Raw genomic sequence first — 16,913 nt, forward strand, 5'->3', positions numbered from 1 at the left:
CGCCACGGCACCGGCGTGATCGCGGGCGAACGACATCAGCAGCTCTTGAAACCGCTCCAGTTCACGCGGCATGGCCAGTCTCCTCGGCGAGCACTGGGAAACCCAGCCTTTGGAACACGCCGGCTCGGGTCAGGGCGTCGAAGCTATAGCCGATGTTTCCGGCGAATACCTGGGGGCGTTGATCGTAATAGCGACCCCACTGGCCCATCTGTCCCAGCAGGCGGCCGGGATCGGCTGAGGCCAACACACGGGGCGTCAGTCCAAGCCGTTGAAAGCTGTTTATCAATGTCGCCGCCCCAGTGAACGTGACCCACTCAAGGCCACGGTTGGCCAACAACCATGTGACCGCGATGATCATGATGGGAGCACTGCCAGCGCTGAGGGAGGCCAGGTTTCCTACTTCGACTATGCAGGTACGATCCAATGAAATGCCCGCAACTTGAGAAACGGCGGTTTCCAAAGGCACGTCCAGGTACCGTTCGAGAAATACTGGACCCTGGCTGGCCGGGCGCATGCCGGCCGCGGCGATCAGGCGGCCGTGGCTGTCATGCAATGCCAAGAGTTCTGGTAGGTCATGCTGCACATTCGCTTGATGCACGGCGGCAAAGCACGCGTGGATGAATTGCTCAAGATCCTCACGTGAAGCATCTCCCTCCAGATGAAGCGAAAGCTGCGCGCGGTGGTCGGCATGGCTACCGATTGGTAGCGGGAGCATAGAATCTGAAGTGACGTTTTCGACTTTAGGTGAATTCGGCCTGACGGCTAAATGCTGCAAACACCCACCTTTGTGGGCGTTCGAATTCGAAAACCTGTCGCTCGGCAACAGGCTGTGGGCTGATCAAGCACCGGCAGCACGATGTTTATCCTCCAGGCGCTGGGACTCATGTCCCTCAGAACGGCCCTGTGCCGTTTTGGGTGATTCAAAATACTGCTCGATTTGCTCGAAGCATCCTTGGATCACCTGGACCAAATGCGGATCAAAATGCTGCCCTGACTGCTCCAGGATGAAGGCTTGGGCGCGTTGCGCGCTCCAACTGGGTTTGTAGGGGCGGGGCATGCGCAAGGCGTCATACACATCGCAAAGCGCCACGATGCGCGCTTCAAGAGGGATTTGCTCACCAGACAGCCCACGCGGATAGCCGGTGCCATCCCATTTTTCGTGATGGCAGTATGCGATTTGCGCCGCCATCTCGGTCAGTTCATCCATCGTGCCATCATGCAGGATGCTATAGCCAATTTCTGGATGGCCCATGATCACTTGACGCTCTTGCGCCGTAAGGACGCCCTCCTTGAGCAAGATGTGGTCGGCAATTCCGATTTTGCCCAGGTCATGCATCGGCGCCGCCATTCTCAAGCGCTCGCACCAGTTGGCCGGCTGCCCCATAGCTTGAGCGATCAATGCCGATGCGTCGCCGATGCGCTGAATGTGCTCGCCCGTTTCGTTATCCCGATAGCTCGCGGCTCTGCCCAGGGCACGGATCGCCGCACGATAGCTTTCTTGCAACTGCATCGTGCGTTGCAGTACCTGTAACTCAAGATCCAGGTTGGACTCCTGCAGACGGCGCGTCGCCTGTGCCAGTCGCAGGCAGTTGCGTACCCTGAGCACGAGTTCCGGCAGATCCAACGGCTTGGGCAGGTAATCGTTAGCACCTAGCTCCAGCCCTCGGCGTCGACTGGCAGCGTCGGTCAAAGCGGTGAGTATGATGATTGGCTGCCGAGACCGATCACGCCCACTCAGGTGTTCAAGAATCTGAAAGCCATTCGGCTCTGGCATGTCTAGGTCCAGCAACAGTAAATCCCACGGCTTTTCGTTTAACCACCGTAAACCTTCTGCCGACTCTGAAAAACACACAACATTCGAAAGTCCAAACGCTTTCAGGCTCGAAGTGAGCAAGCGCAAGTTGGCGGCAACATCATCAATCACCACAATGCGCACATCATCCGGGATATCAGTGAACATTCGTAGGCTCCTGTTCCAGCAATGCGCTCAGCAATTCGGCGAGTTCTTCACGGCTTACGGGCTTTGAGACCACACCTTGGAATTCGATCCCCAGCAATGCCAGTTTGCGTGGTTCACTGCCGATCACAATCAGTGACATCAGTTCCGATCCAGAAGTCCGACGGATTCGGCCCAATAGGCTCAACCGCTGCTCCTCATCCTCGTCACAATCAAGCAGCAGCACGTGTGGCGCTCCACGTTCGCGGGCGTGTATGAGACACGCCTCCAAGGTGCCGTGGTCGAATTGGACACGCCGGGCGAGCAACATTGGCACTTGCGCAACAATCTCGGCATCACGCCCTGCATAGAACACATACGGATCGACCTCGTCCACGGGGAACTCCAACTGCGCAACGTCGAGTAATTCGATCCAGAAGCGACTGCCTTCTCCGGGCACGCTGCGCAATCCCATCGACCCGCCCATCAGCCCGGCCAACTCGCGGCACAGGGCCAGGCCAATACCGGTGCCCTGAATCGATGTGTTTTCCTTGCCCAGGCGCTGGAAGGGCTCGAACAGCTCCGCTTGCAATTGGGGCTCGATGCCCATGCCACCATCTTCGACGTACAAACGCACTACACCCGGCAGCGCTTCAGCGCCGACCAGCAATTTGCCCTCGGGTCTGTTGTACTTGATGGCGTTGGACAGCAGGTTAAGCATCACCTGCCGCAAACGCCTGGGCTCGGAGCGCACCCATAATTGCTGTGGTACCGGGCACAAGCTCAGCTTCAGCCCGGCTGCCTGAGCTTGAGCGGCCATCATCTCCGAACACTCCTCCAGCACGCTGGAGACCTGAACCGGCAACAGGGTGAGGTTTTGGGTTTCTGCCTGCAGGCTGGACCAGTCGAGCAGGTCATCCACCAAATTGGTTAGGTGGCTGCTGGCACCCAAGATCTCCTCAACCTGATCTTTGGCCACCGCATCATGCACCTGCATATGCAGGAGTTGCCCAAAACCATGGATGGCGTTGAGCGGGGTTCGCAATTCGTGGCTGATACTGGAAATGAAGCGAGACTTAGCCTGATTCGCGGCCTGCGCCTGATGGGTGCGCGCTTTGAGGTCAGCCTCAGCCAACTTGAGCATATCAATGTCGACCAAAGTGCCAAGTGCCACTCGGCTGGTCTCGGCTGAGACGTCCAGCATACGGCCTTGGCACAGCACCCATAAGGCGTGGCCATCGGCTTGGTACACCCTCAGCTCCAACTCGATACGCTGGGTATTTCCTGAGCGAAGGCCGTCAAGCACGTTCTGGAATTGCCGGGCGCTCGTCAAGTCAAGCCTTTCCAGGAAGGCTTCCCGGGAAATCTGGTTACCCGGCCAGCCCAAGCGTTCGCACAAACCGCCGTGCAGGCTCAGGCAGTCATCGTCCGGGTGATACTCCCACATGCCCGAGGTTGGGTAGTCCATGATCTGCATCAACCGACGCTGCGCGATACGCCGATGCAAATCGCTGGTCGCCAATTGCGCCCCCATGGTCAACACATCACCAGCTATCTCGTCCAGCTCTTGAATCTGCGATTCGGCGCGTTGTGGCTGCCAATGGCCTCGACCGATTTCACTGAGCATACCGCTGATATCAGCAATGGTTTTGCGCAGGCGTTCACTGAGCTTTTGCGAGCGTATCCAGAGCACGCTGAAATAGCCCAGGTAGAAAATCACCAGACCGGCGATCATGAGATAGCCAATGTCGCGGTAGTGCTCCGCCAAGGCATTGGTCGCGCTCATGACCATTTCCTTGTCGACCACCGCCAGCAGGTGCCACCCCGTGCTGCCAATGGCACTCCAGGCAATCAGGTGATCACGCCCCTTCAGGGCCAGTTGCGTATTGCCCGAGCTGGACGTATTCAACTGCTCAGCCAGTTGGCGTGTGTCGTCGCGCCCCCCTAGGTTGAAGTTCTGTGGCTTAAAACGTTCACTGCTGATTTTGTTCTGGCTAGGGGCATGGAGCAGTTCCCGCAGATCGAAGTCGTGCTCGGCTTTTTCGGGCATGGCCATGATCGTCCCGTCGCGCCCGACAAGCAGCAGGTATCCATCCCAAGGGACTTTCAATTTCTCAAGCTGTGGCAATACCCCGCCGATGGTGACATCAATACCGACGACGCCTTCGAGAAAGTCTCCGGTGTAGACTGGAGCCACCGCCGACATCATCCACCCATGCCCTGCCGGATCTAGGTAGACGTCGGTCCAGCGTGTGCGGCGTTCCGGATTATGGGCCGCATCCGCCAAGTAGTAAAAGTTGAATTCTGGAATGCGCATGTCGGGCGGATACTGCTCGTCAGTACGGAACCAGGGGTAGATTCGGTTATAGCTGTCCCAACTATTGAAATACAGGCTGGCAATGATCGGGTCATTGTTCTTGATTTCCATGAACAGCGGATCAAGGGAAGCCAGCCGGTTTACCTTGTTCAGGTCCTGATGATCCAGCGGCGTCGCAGAAGAGTAGAAAGAGGCTGCACCGCCTCGGTCCACCGGGCTGAACCTGGCGCCCTGCGCAGACACCGACAGGTTTTCCACGGCACCTAGGGCTGGCCCCTGCAAGGCACGCTCTGTCAACCTCGCCAGCAAGCTCGCGGTATCGCCAATGTGGTCGAGCTGGTTCTGGATGATCAGTGCATTCTGTTCGGCGCTAGCCGCCAGGCTGTCGATTGCACTGCGGTCGAGGTAGCCCAGTTGCGCATCGCGGATGGCCTGATTGCTCAGCAGGTAGCAACCGACCAGAACCGTCTCGACCAGAATCAAGGGAATTAGCGCGCTGCGCATGAAAGCCCGCCACATCCACTGTCGCAACAGGATCCGGCTCACCGCTTTGCTCATTTGGCCTCCGTGCATGCCCCAGGTCTCAACCAATAGTGGCGTTAAGGCACTACTGGTTTATAGCCCACCGGCTCAAAACACAAACTCCCTTCATCGCTTCAGTTTAGAAAAATATTGGGCGTTGCCAAATAACCGTTTAGATGAATCGCGATCGCACAAATAGCAATTCACTGCAAATTTAAATTGTTCTCAGCAGCATTTGAGTGGCAACTGAAAGTAACTCTCCTTTACCAGTCATTAGCCCGCTAAACACTGATCCAGATCATGGACTAAAGCGAAAAAGACACATGTAACAAGATTCTTCTGTCCGGCCGATTGACATCAAAGAGCCACCAATTAGCCTGCAACTCATCACTGACCTGAGTACAGGTTCCCACGCCCAGACCAGCCCCCCGGACCGACTCGCGAAGACAGCAGGACGCTGCGATTAGCTAATGGACAGCCATTAACAAAAAATTGCCTACAGCGTTCACAGAGGTTTGCATCATGCGGACTAATCTTCCGGTCACTCAAAAAGAACTCGAATTTTCGGCAGGCCAGCGCCTGATCTCCGCCACTGATTTGCACGGTAAGCTTACCTACTGCAACGATGAGTTCGTGGCGGTGAGCGGCTACACCCGCGAGCAGTTGCTCGGCAGTCCGCACAACATCGTTCGTCATCCGGATATGCCTAGCGCGGTGTTCGCGCACATGTGGTCCTACCTCAAGGAAGGCAAGAGCTGGATGGGCGTGGTGAAAAATCGCTGCAGCAATGGCGACCACTACTGGGTTAACGCCTATGTCACGCCCATCTTCTCTCAGGGGGCCCTGACCGGCTATGAATCGGTACGGGTCAAGCCGGATCGGGATCAGGTCCAACGTGCGATCCAGCTGTATGCCCGGCTCAAAGACAACAAGCAGAGCCAACCTTTTCGCGAGCGCCTGGGCTTCTGGGTACGCATGACCTTGCCACCGACTTTGGTCGCCGCTGCCAGTGCCGGGGTCTTCGAGTTGGCAGGTACACTGCCAGGCGCACTCACTGCCGCCGTGGGGATGTTCGCGCTGCAAGGGTTGGCCGAAATGTTGACTCGCAAGACCCTCAACGCGATCCGCAGCGTCTCGGCGGGGAGTTTCGACAGTGAGTTGATCGCCCGAACTTATACCGACGAGCGTGGTATGGCCGGGCAACTGCAGATGATCCTGATCAGCGAACAAGCCAAGATTCGCACCGCACTGAGTAGGCTGGGCGACTTCGCCAACCAAACCGCAGCCCTTGCCACACAAAGCCAGTCACTTTCGCGTCAGTCGGAGCAAGCCCTGACCAAACAACGTGACGAAGCCGATATGGCAGCCACCGCTATGAACCAGATGGCGATGTCGATTGCCGAAGTGGCGGTGCACATCAATCACACCGCCAAGGCGGCCGATGAAGTGAACCTGTTGACCCAGACTGGTTCGCAGGAAGCGCAGAAGACCCGTCACGTGATCGAGAAACTGGCCGAAACGGTCGAGGCGGTAAGCCATTCCGTGGAGGGTCTGGCCAACGAAACACAGACCATACAGCAAGCGGCAAACATGATCCGCTCAATTGCCGAGCAGACCAACTTGCTCGCGCTCAACGCTGCGATCGAGGCTGCACGGGCAGGTGAACAAGGCCGAGGCTTCGCGGTGGTGGCAGACGAGGTGCGCGCCTTGGCCTCCAAAACTCAGGAGTCCACCCAGACCATCCAGCGCATCATCCAAACCCTGCAAGATGTAGCAAACCAAGCGGTGGCCGTTGCACGCCAAGGAAGTGGCGAAGCGGTCAGCGGTGTGGCTCAGGTAATCAGCACCCAGCAAGCGTTGGACGGCATAAACACGGCCGTCAGCCGTATCCATGAAATGAGTCAACAAATGGCCACGGCCTCCGAAGAGCAGGCACACGTCGCAGAGGAAATTTCTCGGCAGATCACCAGCATCGCGCACGTATCGGACCAGAACGCCGACATCGCCGAAAACTCTTGCGCTCTGGGCGGAGATCTTGAGAACACGGCTCATGCACTTAACGCATTGGTCACGCGGTTCAACGGCTGAATACGCGCTCTGAGAAATCGATGAGGTGAAAAATGGCTGGTCTATTGGAAACCGTCGACAGTCGGACGCAGCTGGCTGGCAAAAATCGCCTGGAACTATTGCTGTTCCGCTTCGACGAAAAGCAGCTGTATGGCATTAACGTGTTCAAGGTACGGGAGATTCTCAAGTGCCCCCCTATGTCGCGACTACCAGGATCCCATCCAGTGGTATGCGGCGTAGCAAACGTACGCGGCAAATCGATCTCGATCCTCGACCTAGCGTATGCCACCGGGCTGCCAGGGCTCCGAGACCGCGAAGCGGCCTTTGTGATCATCACCGAATACAACGGCCGCACCCAGGGCTTTTTGGTCAGCGAAGTCGAGCACATCGTCAACTTGAACTGGGAAGGGATTCACCCTCCACCTCGGGGGAGCGGTCGACACCATTATTTGACGGCGGTCACGAATGTAGACGGTGAGCTGGTTGAGATTATCGATGTCGAAAAGGTTCTCAACGAGGTGTCACCCATCTGCGAGCAACTCAGCGAAGGCACCCTGGATGCAGACATCCGTCGACAAGCCAGCCATTTCAAGGTGCTGATCGTGGATGACTCTTCGGTGGCTCGCCTGCAGGTCAGTCGTTGCCTGCAAGCCGTGGGGGTTCAAGTGCTGGCATGCAACGACGGCAGCCAAGCACTGTCTTTGCTGGAAACGATGCTAGAGGACGGAAAACAGCCAAGCCATGAGCTGCTGATGATGATTTCAGATATCGAAATGCCGGAAATGGACGGCTATACGCTGACGTCCGAGATTCGATCAAATCCCCTTATGTCCAGTCTACATATTGCGCTGCACACATCGCTGTCCGGTGCGTTCAACGAAGCTATGGTAAAGAAGGTTGGCGCGGACGAGTTCCTAGCCAAGTTTCGCCCCGATGAGTTAGCAGGGTTGGTGATGGCCCGAATCAGGACATTTGCTCTACATGCCTAATCGAAAACAAGCGCCAGGAATGTCTGAACCTCCAAGACGCATTCAGGCGCTGTAAAAGGGGATCAGCTCGGGTTGCTAAGGCTGGCTGCGACACAATGACGCCGACGGGAACTTTTACAGACCACCGTCAATGCGGCTTAATGCGCAGCTTACTTCATGGGGCGGTCCATGCTGGCACACGTACGCACTTACCTCTGGCTGCTCGCCTGCTTCGCAGTGTTGTTCAACCTGCTGGCGATGCCGCTCGACCGTTCGTTGCGTGCCCCCGTTCTCGATGAATCCCTTATCCTTGGCAGTTTCTGCAGCCTGCACGGCACGCAGAGCCTGCCCAAATCGCTGCTGGCACAACTGAAACTCGACCAGCCCGAGCTGGCGGACCATGCCGACAGCAAGCTTCAAGCCGGTGATTGCTGCTGTGGCCACGCTGGGCAGGCTCTGTTGGCCGGCGACTATTTCAAACACCTGTTCCCGCGTTTCTGGCCTGCAGAGCTGTTGCACGGCCATGCCCCACGCTTGCCACTGCCCCGTGAGCAGTGGCCGAACCTGAATCCACGCGCTTCCGGGGTACGGCTGTCGCACACCGCACCCTGGCTTCGCTAGGTTGCGGCCCTTCGGGCTTCCATCCTCACGCCTCTGGCCCGTCCGGGGCCGGCGCGCTCCGCTTGCTTGGGACTGCTCCATTACAACTGAAGCCAAGAGACTGGTGATTAATCCGCACGGGGTTCACGAGGGCTAGGATAAGGGGGCGTTATCAGGTCAAGATCAAGAAAGCCGCTCAATCAACGGCAATCCATTCACCTGCGGTCGAGCGAACAGATACCCTTGCATCAAATCAATCCCCAGCGCCAACAGCGCTTGGCACTCTTCGTCAGTCTCAATCCCCTCGGCAATAAGCGTAATGCCCAACCGCTCGGCCACCAAAACGATACCGGCGACGATGGCCTGGCGAACCGAGTCCTGGTTGATTCCCCGAGTGAGAGCCATATCCAGCTTGAGTACAGCAGGCTGAAATTCTGCGAGTAGATTCAGCCCTGAGTACCCCGAGCCGAAATCGTCTATTGCAGTGGTGAAGCCCTGCCGCTCGTACTCCTTGAAGATCGATTTCAAGTGTTCAGTGTCTTCTATCCGCTCGCCCTCGGTCACTTCGAACATGAGCAGATTGGCGGGGAAGTCGAATCTTCGAGTAGCCTCTAAGGTAGCCCGGATACAGGTGCTAGCACGGTAGACGGCGTTGGGCAGAAAATTGATGCTCAATTTACACTCTTTCTGCCGACCCAAGCCCAGCCCAGCCGCTTGTTCGATGGCCTTCACGCGACAGGCCTGATCAAAACGGTACAGATTGTCGGGCGATACCTTGGCCAAAATGTCCGCAGCGCTTTCACCGTTCACTCCGCGAACCAGTGCCTCATAGGCAAACGGCCTACCTGAAGGCACATGGATTATAGGCTGGAACGCCATGGTAATTTCGAAATTCAGGCTAGCAAGGTCACGACATTGGGAGCATCCAATCGCTAAAAAGGGCTGAGGGAAAACAGGTTTGCTCATGGGATATCGTCGAGGTTACGGAGTATGGCTTTGCAGAATGCTTGAATCTGCATCTCAAGCCAATCTCCCCCTACCCAATCCATCTCAGTGGATTGATCGGCCTAGCGTACCGGCCTTGTGTAACAGGTAATCGATGACGGTTTGACACAGATGATCAGCCTCGTGACGGAGCGTTTCGATCTCCTCGGCTGGCCTCCCTTCATCCACCGCATGCTGATGGGCCCGGATCGCTTGGAGAGCCTGCTGCAATAGCGGCTAGCCAGGGCGCTTGTGCTCAAGGAATGTAGACATCCAACCACTACACGCGGAAGCTTGAGCGGTGTAATGGCGGACGCCCAATCCAAGATCTACAGGTTTACTGCATTGTCCTGTAAAATAACGCTTCCGCGCTTTCCTCTCGCTAAAAGCAACGATAAAAGCTAGTCCGTTAAAACTTGACGGGCTCTCTTGTCTTCCAAAGCGACAGCAATACACCGCCAATCAGAAGACCAATTGTAACGCTCAGAGAAATCTCTGCGGGTACCTTGCCCACGATATCGTGAAGGAAAATCTTCGTACCTATGAAGACAAGCACCAAGGCCAAGGCATACTTAAGATAAGCGAAGCGGCTTATCATCGCCGCCAGCGCAAAATACAGCGCCCGCAATCCGAGTATGGCAAAAATGTTAGAGGTATAGACAATGAAGGGATCCTGAGTGATAGCAAAGATTGCGGGAACGCTATCAACAGCGAAGACCAAGTCAGCACACTCAATAAGAATCAAAGCAAGAAATAGCGGTGTTACCCACAACACCTTTTTACCTGAGGCATTGGGCAGCCGCACCAAGAAATTCTGACCATGCAACTCCTTGGTTATGGGCAAATGACTACGGAGATACTTGACGAACCGGTTATTCTCCAGATCAGGTGCATGATCCACACGAGCGAATAGCATCTTTATCCCAGTGAAAACCAAGAAAGCTCCGAAAACGTAAAGTATCCAGCTGAACTGCGCAATAAGCGCGGCCCCCAGGCCTATCATAATGCCCCTCAAGACGATGACTCCCATAATCCCCCAGAACAGCACTCTATGCTGAAACTCTCTAGGGATGGCCAGGAAGCTAAATATTAATGCGATAACGAATACGTTATCCATCGACAGGGACTTCTCAATCAGGAAACCAGTCACATAGTCCATACTTGCGTCGCTGCCTTTCTGGAAGTAAACCCAAACAGCGAACAGTAGGCCCATGCTGATGTAGCCAGCTGACAGCAGCAAACTCTCTTTGACGCCAATCTCTCGATTCCCTCGATGGAGAACCCCTAAGTCAAGCGCTAGCAGAGTTAAAACCACAGCAAAAAAGGAAAGCCAGAGCCACAGATCAGTGCCCAGGAAATCCTGAGCGAGATACGCATTTAGGGCAGTCATGAGCCCCTCCTATATAGTCGTAGTTCAACAACTATGACTCCGACATGGCGGCTAATTAACCGTCAGAGGGGCCCGGCGTCACACATTAAGATTTTATCCAATCAAACAACCTTGCAAGAGGAAAAATTTTACTAATTATTTCTCCAGCATACTCGGCATTGGATCATCCCGAGCTGCCGAATTACACATCAAAGGTAACTCATTGATGGGCTGCAAGCCCGCCAAGAGCTAGACCGATTAGTTAGCAAGCGCCTCTGGCAAGCGAAAGCCCTAAAAGCCGTCACGCACAGGGCTGACCTAGTCTAGGTGGTACCGCCTCAACGGTTGCCCAGCAGCTGCCATCGGGATAATGAGCTCAATCAAAAAAAGACAGTACAAGCGCACCAATTAGCAAACACACACTTGCGACTATGGTTAAACGTACTCGCATAGGCCAGTACCACCCAGGCAAAATATTGACCAATTTGCGATCTTGCCACAGATGTACAATGAAGCCACAGGCTAATACCAAGCAGCCCCATGACACAGGTAGCAACATGCTAACCCAACCGATGAGGGCGGGAATAACACTCCACACGAGCCTCTCCTGTCGCCCATTTGCAGAAAAGCCCTGTAACGTCATAGCGAAACCCCAATGCAAGGCCCCGACAAAGCTCAGTATCACAGCCCCATAGCCCACCAAAGCAACAGATAGAAAATCTCGGTAATCAGTCGCTAAACAAATCAGCAGTGCCACACCAACAAACGGCAGCAAGCCACTATAGCCAAATACTTTAAAACGACTTGGAGATAACGTATTGAAAACTGCACTCATGACCACGTTCTTCCTATGCGGCTAGTATCATATTTCAGATATGTCGCCCAATGAGGTTAAGGAATTCGTGCCGGGTAGTCGGGGAGTCTCGGAACTCACCTAGCATTACCGATGAAATCATCACTGAGTTCTGCTTTTCTACACCTCGCATCATCATGCACATGTGCTTGGCCTCGATAACGACGCCAACACCTGCCGCATCAGTCACTTCCTGCATGGCACATGCAATCTGTCTAGTCAAATTCTCTTGAATCTGCAAACGGCGGGCAAACATATCAACTAAACGCGCCACTTTGGAAAGCCCTAATACTCGTCCTGTTGGCAGATAGGCGACATGCGCTTTCCCAATAAACGGCAACATGTGATGCTCGCACAATGAGTACAACTCAATATCGCGAACGACCACCATCTCATCATTCTGACTTTCGAACAAAGCGCCATTGACTATCTCAGCTAGGCTCTGGGTATAGCCATTGCATAGATATTGCATCGCTTTGGCAGCACGCTGGGGTGTGTCCAAGAGCCCTTCTCGCTGAGGGTTTTCACCAACGCCAACAAGGATTTCACGATAATGCTCGGCTAGCGAATGTGACATTGGGATTCCTCACCTTTGCAACGTTGCCTACCCTCGGGATGGGGTAACCAGGCCAAATTTGGTCTCAAACGACAGAAAAACCTGTACAAAACTGAAAGCAAAGGACGTAGCGGACGCCAAGCCAGTGGAGCGGCCCACATCCCAACACCGGCAGCACGCCAGCTACAAAGGGTAGCGTCCAAGCCTGTTACCCAATGATCGTTCGCGAACCTTGCGTGCAAGCACGATCTCATTTGCTCAATCGACAGGCCAAGCGCTATGGGATCGAAGTCATCGCAATCAATATCGATCAGGATGAGCTTTGCTGCAGTTGAACGCCTGCGCAGGAAGGCCACCTCCCTGGCGCACAATGGGCAGGCACCGTCAAAATAAAGGGTCAAAGGCCACTGGCAATACATGTACAACACCTCGATCTTGTACAGGTTTTGTATAAGTTAGCGGAACCCGCGAAATTAGCAATGGCCTCGATGAGGGATCACCTCGGAAGCGCCCATCCGCCTGACGCTGGCGGGGTCTGTGCCGTTTACAGATTGCGGTAGGCGGCTGGAGTCATCAGATGTCAGTCGAGATCGGAACGTGCTGGTTTACACCAGGGTGCGATAGTTGCATCGCTTTTGAGACGTTGCGAAAGCCAGCTAGGGGAAACGAAGATTGGAGGAGTGGTCTAGAAACGGAGTGATAGAGGAATACACCTTAGGCAGGAGGGTGTCAGAAATTTTGTGTTCGGGCATAATACGTTGTTCACTTGAAAGATCCGCACGCGTCTTTGCATTGCATTCTTGTATCCTTCCCTGAGGTCGTAATCTTGCCAAAAGCCGTCGTATGCTGGCATGGATCCGATGGCTGCCCCGCATCGCCTACGTCGGCTGGGCAGCCGCATCTTGCATTGATGGCGCCTTTGGTCCGTCTCTGGGGTTGCTGTTTTCAGAAAGCCAACGCACGCATGGCCCGGCGCTCATGGGCGCAGTCACGCCAGCCGCGTGAATGCACCCATCTTCTCACAGTTTCATGTTAAGAGAGACGAAGGCCGAGCGCCCGGGCGCCGGAGAGAACATCGGCTGGTCGTCACCGCCCCAGAAGAAGTTGTCATACCAGACGTATTCGTACTCGCGATCCAGCAGGTTTTTCACCTGCAGGTCGACGCTGGTGGTGCTGGTTAGGCGGTAGCTGACGCTGGCGTCCATCACCACGAAACCGCCGTACTTGCCCTGCTCGTTCACCTCGTCGATGTAGTAGCTGCCCTGCGCGCGGCCCTGCAGGCCGAACTTCCAGTCATCGTTGTAGCGGTAATCGACGCCGACGTTACTGATGTACCGCGGCGTAGAGAAGACCTCCTTGCCCGACAACGACTGGCCGGTCGCAGTGTAGGCCTTGACCACCTTGGCTTCCTGGATCGCATGGGAGGCCCATACTGTCCACTTCTCGTCCAGTTGCGCGGTGATCTGCATGTCCACACCGCGACGACGGGTTTCGCCCAGGCCCACCGTGGTGCCAGTGCTGGGCATATTTGCCACCTCGTCGGTGGCGTCCTGTTGCCATACCGCGACACGCGCTTGCGCGCCCTCGAACGGACGGAACTTCCCCCCTACTTCTTTGCCGGTATTGATCGACGGGTCAAACGAACCCTGCCCTTGGGTCAAATAGGCCGGCGCGGTCGAGCCAGTGAGAATCTGGAAAGTCCGGCCCCAGTTGGCGTAAAGGTCGATCTCGGGGGTGAGGCTATAGACCACGCTCAGCTTCGGCTGACGGATCCAGCCATAGTCCTGCAGTGACGCCTTGACGCCATTTTGCAGCTCGGTGGTGCCGGAGAACTTGTCCACCCGCATGGCCGGGATGATCTTCAGCGACTCGATGGGTTGGATGACGGCCTGCACGTAGCCACCGATGGTGCGAAGGGTGTACCGGTCATCGTTCTGCACCCGCGCCGGGGCGATATCGAAGTCGGTCGGAACGCTGTAGTTGTAACGCAGGCGGCGGTAGCTGTTGTTTTGTTCCTCGTAGTTGATGCCGCCGTCGAGGGTCAGCAGGTTGTTGGCGCGCCAGGTCAGGTTGCTCAGCACACCAGTCTGCTGTTCGTCCCACTGGCGGCGCTGACGAGGTGCATTGCCTGGCTGATAGTCGGTGAAGGTGATGGTACGGTCATCGTTGTAGCTGTTGTAGTACAGCTTGCTGCTTAGGTTTAGGTCATCGTTGAGCTGCCAATCGGTGTGCAAGCTGAGGTGCTTCATGTCGCGATCATCGCCATCGTTGGCGTTCTTCGCTGGTGACTGGGTACGGCTGTCGTGCATCTGCTCGCGGGTAAGAAAGCCGGACTCCTGCGCCTGATGATGGTACAACCGGGCGATCAGTCCGACCCGGAAATTCTGTTCGTCGTTGCTCACGAACCACTTGCCGCCGAGCGCGTACTTGTTGGACTCGCTGTGATCGCGGTAACCGTTGCTGTCCTGTTTGGCGAGGAAGTAGTTCTGGGCGATGTTGCCCTCCTCGTGACCGATTGCCAGCTGCACCTCCCTGGTGTCGAAGCTGCCATAGGTCAGGCGGCTATCGAGATAGTTGCCGCCTTGTCGGGTTGCGAAGTTGATGTTTCCGCCAATGTTGTGCAAACCATAGCGTGGATCGTTGGTACCCCGCACCACTTCGATGTAGTCAATGTCCAGCGGGAAGATCATGTCGATGAAGCGCTGGTTGCCGCTGTTGACGTTGCTCGGCACACCGTCGATTAGGGTCTTGATGCCATTGATGTAGCCCTCCCCATTAAATGCGCGGAACGTGGCCTTGCCCGACTCCGCTCCTTGACCAGTTTCGGTCAGTTGTATACCTGGCATCTGCCCCAGTAGTTGCCAGCTATTCATCACGTTCTTGTCTTCCACCTGATCGCCGCCCATGACGTCGACTGATGTCAGTACGTTTTCTGTGCTCAGGGCCACGCCTGCTTTTTGCGTAATGCTCACTTCGCCTAGGGTGATGGTGGAGTTGCCAGTTTGGTCGGCAAAAATTTCAGGGGTGAACAATGCCGTAAATGCGGCAATGGAGGCCGACGTGAATCTCATGAAAGCTCCTGAACTGCGGGTCTGAGTCTGCTTGCTTATAATATGTTATATCATATCAAAATCATGAAGATAGGCTTCCGCGCGTTCATAGGCGACACCGATACGTTCGCCCCTTGGTCGCACCTACGGCTCTAGAATCAGAATGAGCGACAGGCCACTCAGATTCGCGGTGAATCGGGGCTCGCCTTTTCACCGACGCCTCAATTTTTGATGGCAGATAGCCTGTCGTGCTAGCTACGATGAATCTCAGGTATCTGGATTGGAAACCGTATGAAGCAAACCGAAATCGAGCCGCTTTTGGCGACGGTGTACGCTGTTTTGCGGGCAGAGGGTGCTGATGAGGCGGCTGAGATTGTCCGCGGTCATCCTGCGACCGCGGAACTGACTGGCAACGATAATTGGAATGGTGGGACCAACTACTGGGACATCCGCTTGACCATTCCTGCGTTGGAGTACGCCAAGCTCGGGCTCAAGCGGGCCTCACTCCAGGAACAAATCACGACTGCACTGAGGATGGTGACTGAGCACGAGCAAGACGTTGCCTATTCGGCGCTGATCATCCCCGCCCGTGAGTTCCAAGCTGATTGGCGATCCGGGAAATCTTCCAATCTGCCGAAATCAGTGCGGCAGAACATTGCAGATGGTCTACGTCTGGAGAACGTTAAGTGGCATGGGGAGCTCAACGATGTTGAGTTTCTCAGTCGGCTGTACGAGCTTGAAAATCTCCCGTCCACCGATAGTCGCTACAAAGACGCCGCCGGCGACATTTGGCAGCATCGCTATAACAACGACGATTGGGAGGATGAATGGATCTTCAGCGACCCCCGATTCAACCTCTTTGACGGGAGTGCTGAGGCGTTTCTCCGGTTCCTCTGTGAAACGGTGCACCCAGTCGTTCGCCCACAACGTGAAGAGGCAATCAAACTTGTTGAGCATTTCAACGATCAGTTGCATGACGCCGGCTGGGAGTTGTACCAAGAGCAGCAGATTGCCGGTCGCCCTCGCTTTTCCTACCGACTGATGAGCAGCGATTCAGCAGAGGCAAACGCAGGCAGGTCTGTCATGCGAGCGAAAGTAGTTGTCGAGGCGCTGAGCGCCGGATGGATGGCGAAGCAGATTGAGCGCATGGAATATGCCGTCGAGTCAGATCCAGAATTGGCGATCGGGACGGCCAAAGAGCTTATCGAAAGCTGCTGCAAATCCATCCTCACGATTCGAGAAATTCCGTTCACGAAGGCCGATGACCTTGGCAACCTGACGAAGAAGGTGACCAAAGCCCTACAGCTGGTTCCTGATGGCGTAAGTGATGCAGCCAAGGGGGCTGAAAACATCAAGAATGTACTCCGCAACCTTACCCAGTTAACCAGCAATCTCACGCAGTTGAGAGGATTGTACGGTACCGGGCATGGGAAAGATGGACAGCACCGAGGATTGCAACCGAGGCATGCTCGGCTTGCAATAGCTGCTGCGGTGGCATTTGTCGATTTCGTTTCGGAAACGCATCGATACCGAGAGTCTACGCAGCTAGAGGTAAAGCGGTAGCTACGCTCCGATCATCACCAAAAATTGACGTTTTCATTGCCCTTAGATGGCTTGTGTCAAACTATGTTGTAAAAATTTGAGGGCTTTATTCGGTGTGCCTCAGGGATGTGTCAATCTATTTTGCGACA

14 protein-coding genes and 1 pseudogene are annotated in these 16,913 nt (G+C 55.3%); 6 read left to right on the plus strand and 9 right to left on the minus strand.

Features of this window, described 5'->3' with window-relative positions; translation table 11 throughout:
* Positions 1-61: 61 nt before the first annotated feature.
* The 3 genes from AC25ND_RS01420 to AC25ND_RS01430 all read right to left on the minus strand — a co-directional run bounded on the left by AC25ND_RS01420 (position 62) and on the right by AC25ND_RS01430 (position 4,811).
* The gene (locus tag AC25ND_RS01420; protein WP_096049779.1) at positions 62-715 is read right to left on the minus strand and encodes a thermostable hemolysin; all 654 of its coding nucleotides are present in this window, start codon (positions 713-715) and stop codon (positions 62-64) included.
* 123 nt (positions 716-838) lie between these two features.
* A complete protein-coding gene (locus AC25ND_RS01425; RefSeq protein WP_096049778.1) occupies positions 839-1,960 on the minus strand; it encodes an HD-GYP domain-containing protein in 1,122 nt (373 codons plus the stop codon).
* Positions 1,950-4,811 carry a sensor histidine kinase gene (locus AC25ND_RS01430; RefSeq protein ID WP_096049777.1) on the minus strand — a complete coding sequence of 954 codons (2,862 nt, stop codon included), beginning with the start codon at positions 4,809-4,811 and terminating at the stop codon, positions 1,950-1,952. The genes AC25ND_RS01425 and AC25ND_RS01430 overlap by 11 nt, the downstream gene beginning before the upstream one ends.
* 486 nt (positions 4,812-5,297) lie before the next feature.
* On the opposite strand from AC25ND_RS01430, the pseudogene AC25ND_RS01435 reads away from it, so the two are divergent.
* The 4 genes and pseudogenes from AC25ND_RS01435 to AC25ND_RS01450 form a co-directional block, all read left to right on the plus strand.
* Positions 5,298-5,618: pseudogene (locus tag AC25ND_RS01435) on the plus strand (PAS domain-containing protein); the annotation flags it as partial.
* Between the two features lie 132 nt (positions 5,619-5,750).
* A complete protein-coding gene (locus AC25ND_RS01440) occupies positions 5,751-6,863 on the plus strand; it encodes a methyl-accepting chemotaxis protein (RefSeq protein ID WP_420875188.1) in 1,113 nt (370 codons plus the stop codon).
* A gap of 32 nt (positions 6,864-6,895) precedes the next feature.
* Positions 6,896-7,831 carry a chemotaxis protein CheV gene (locus AC25ND_RS01445; RefSeq protein WP_096049775.1) on the plus strand — a complete coding sequence of 312 codons (936 nt, stop codon included), beginning with the start codon at positions 6,896-6,898 and terminating at the stop codon, positions 7,829-7,831.
* A gap of 168 nt (positions 7,832-7,999) precedes the next feature.
* Positions 8,000-8,431: a DUF2946 family protein gene (locus AC25ND_RS01450; protein ID WP_096049774.1), complete on the plus strand. Its 432-nt coding sequence runs from the start codon at positions 8,000-8,002 to the stop codon at positions 8,429-8,431.
* A gap of 162 nt (positions 8,432-8,593) precedes the next feature.
* Here the strand turns inward: AC25ND_RS01450 and AC25ND_RS01455 are convergent, their stop codons facing one another.
* Both AC25ND_RS01455 and AC25ND_RS01460 read right to left on the minus strand, forming a co-directional pair.
* Positions 8,594-9,376: an EAL domain-containing protein gene (locus AC25ND_RS01455; protein WP_096049773.1), complete on the minus strand. Its 783-nt coding sequence runs from the start codon at positions 9,374-9,376 to the stop codon at positions 8,594-8,596.
* 427 nt (positions 9,377-9,803) lie between these two features.
* Entirely contained in the window at positions 9,804-10,784 is a 981-nt protein-coding gene (locus tag AC25ND_RS01460; protein ID WP_096049772.1) for a TerC family protein, read from the minus strand.
* Between the two features lie 210 nt (positions 10,785-10,994).
* Between AC25ND_RS01460 and gvpC the strand changes: the two genes are divergently transcribed.
* Positions 10,995-11,090 carry a gas vesicle protein GvpC gene (gene gvpC, locus AC25ND_RS01465; RefSeq protein WP_486976094.1) on the plus strand — a complete coding sequence of 32 codons (96 nt, stop codon included), beginning with the start codon at positions 10,995-10,997 and terminating at the stop codon, positions 11,088-11,090.
* A 49-nt stretch (positions 11,091-11,139) separates the two neighbouring features.
* Here gvpC and AC25ND_RS01470 read toward each other — a convergent pair whose 3' ends face one another.
* From AC25ND_RS01470 to AC25ND_RS01485, 4 genes are all read right to left on the minus strand, one after another.
* Positions 11,140-11,598, minus strand: a complete 459-nt coding sequence (locus AC25ND_RS01470; protein WP_096049771.1) for a DUF3429 domain-containing protein — start codon at positions 11,596-11,598, stop codon at positions 11,140-11,142.
* Between the two features lie 34 nt (positions 11,599-11,632).
* Entirely contained in the window at positions 11,633-12,193 is a 561-nt protein-coding gene (gene folE / locus AC25ND_RS01475; protein WP_096049770.1) for a GTP cyclohydrolase I FolE, read from the minus strand.
* Entirely contained in the window at positions 12,178-12,591 is a 414-nt protein-coding gene (locus AC25ND_RS01480; protein WP_096049769.1) for a thiol-disulfide oxidoreductase DCC family protein, read from the minus strand. The genes folE and AC25ND_RS01480 overlap by 16 nt, the downstream gene beginning before the upstream one ends.
* A gap of 600 nt (positions 12,592-13,191) precedes the next feature.
* Complete coding sequence (locus tag AC25ND_RS01485) at positions 13,192-15,243, minus strand: TonB-dependent receptor (RefSeq protein ID WP_096049768.1); 2,052 nt, start codon at positions 15,241-15,243, stop codon at positions 13,192-13,194.
* Positions 15,244-15,513: 270 nt separating this feature from the next.
* On the opposite strand from AC25ND_RS01485, the gene AC25ND_RS01490 reads away from it, so the two are divergent.
* Positions 15,514-16,785: an abortive infection family protein gene (locus tag AC25ND_RS01490; protein WP_096049767.1), complete on the plus strand. Its 1,272-nt coding sequence runs from the start codon at positions 15,514-15,516 to the stop codon at positions 16,783-16,785.
* Positions 16,786-16,913 lie beyond the last annotated feature (128 nt).

It is taken from the genome of Pseudomonas sp. P110(2024), from assembly GCF_057480795.1.

Excerpts from the sequence above, each read along its gene's own strand:
- AC25ND_RS01420 (WP_096049779.1), bottom strand. The coding sequence starts at position 715 with ATGCTCCCGCTACCAATCGGTAGCCATGCCGACCACCGCGCGCAGCTT.
- AC25ND_RS01425 (WP_096049778.1), bottom strand. The coding sequence starts at position 1,960 with ATGTTCACTGATATCCCGGATGATGTGCGCATTGTGGTGATTGATGAT.
- AC25ND_RS01430 (WP_096049777.1), bottom strand. The coding sequence starts at position 4,811 with ATGAGCAAAGCGGTGAGCCGGATCCTGTTGCGACAGTGGATGTGGCGG.
- AC25ND_RS01440 (WP_420875188.1), top strand. The coding sequence starts at position 5,751 with ATGACCTTGCCACCGACTTTGGTCGCCGCTGCCAGTGCCGGGGTCTTC.
- AC25ND_RS01445 (WP_096049775.1), top strand. The coding sequence starts at position 6,896 with ATGGCTGGTCTATTGGAAACCGTCGACAGTCGGACGCAGCTGGCTGGC.
- AC25ND_RS01450 (WP_096049774.1), top strand. The coding sequence starts at position 8,000 with ATGCTGGCACACGTACGCACTTACCTCTGGCTGCTCGCCTGCTTCGCA.
- AC25ND_RS01455 (WP_096049773.1), bottom strand. The coding sequence starts at position 9,376 with ATGAGCAAACCTGTTTTCCCTCAGCCCTTTTTAGCGATTGGATGCTCC.
- AC25ND_RS01460 (WP_096049772.1), bottom strand. The coding sequence starts at position 10,784 with ATGACTGCCCTAAATGCGTATCTCGCTCAGGATTTCCTGGGCACTGAT.
- AC25ND_RS01470 (WP_096049771.1), bottom strand. The coding sequence starts at position 11,598 with ATGAGTGCAGTTTTCAATACGTTATCTCCAAGTCGTTTTAAAGTATTT.
- folE (WP_096049770.1), bottom strand. The coding sequence starts at position 12,193 with ATGTCACATTCGCTAGCCGAGCATTATCGTGAAATCCTTGTTGGCGTT.
- AC25ND_RS01480 (WP_096049769.1), bottom strand. The coding sequence starts at position 12,591 with ATGTATTGCCAGTGGCCTTTGACCCTTTATTTTGACGGTGCCTGCCCA.
- AC25ND_RS01485 (WP_096049768.1), bottom strand. The coding sequence starts at position 15,243 with ATGAGATTCACGTCGGCCTCCATTGCCGCATTTACGGCATTGTTCACC.
- AC25ND_RS01490 (WP_096049767.1), top strand. The coding sequence starts at position 15,514 with ATGAAGCAAACCGAAATCGAGCCGCTTTTGGCGACGGTGTACGCTGTT.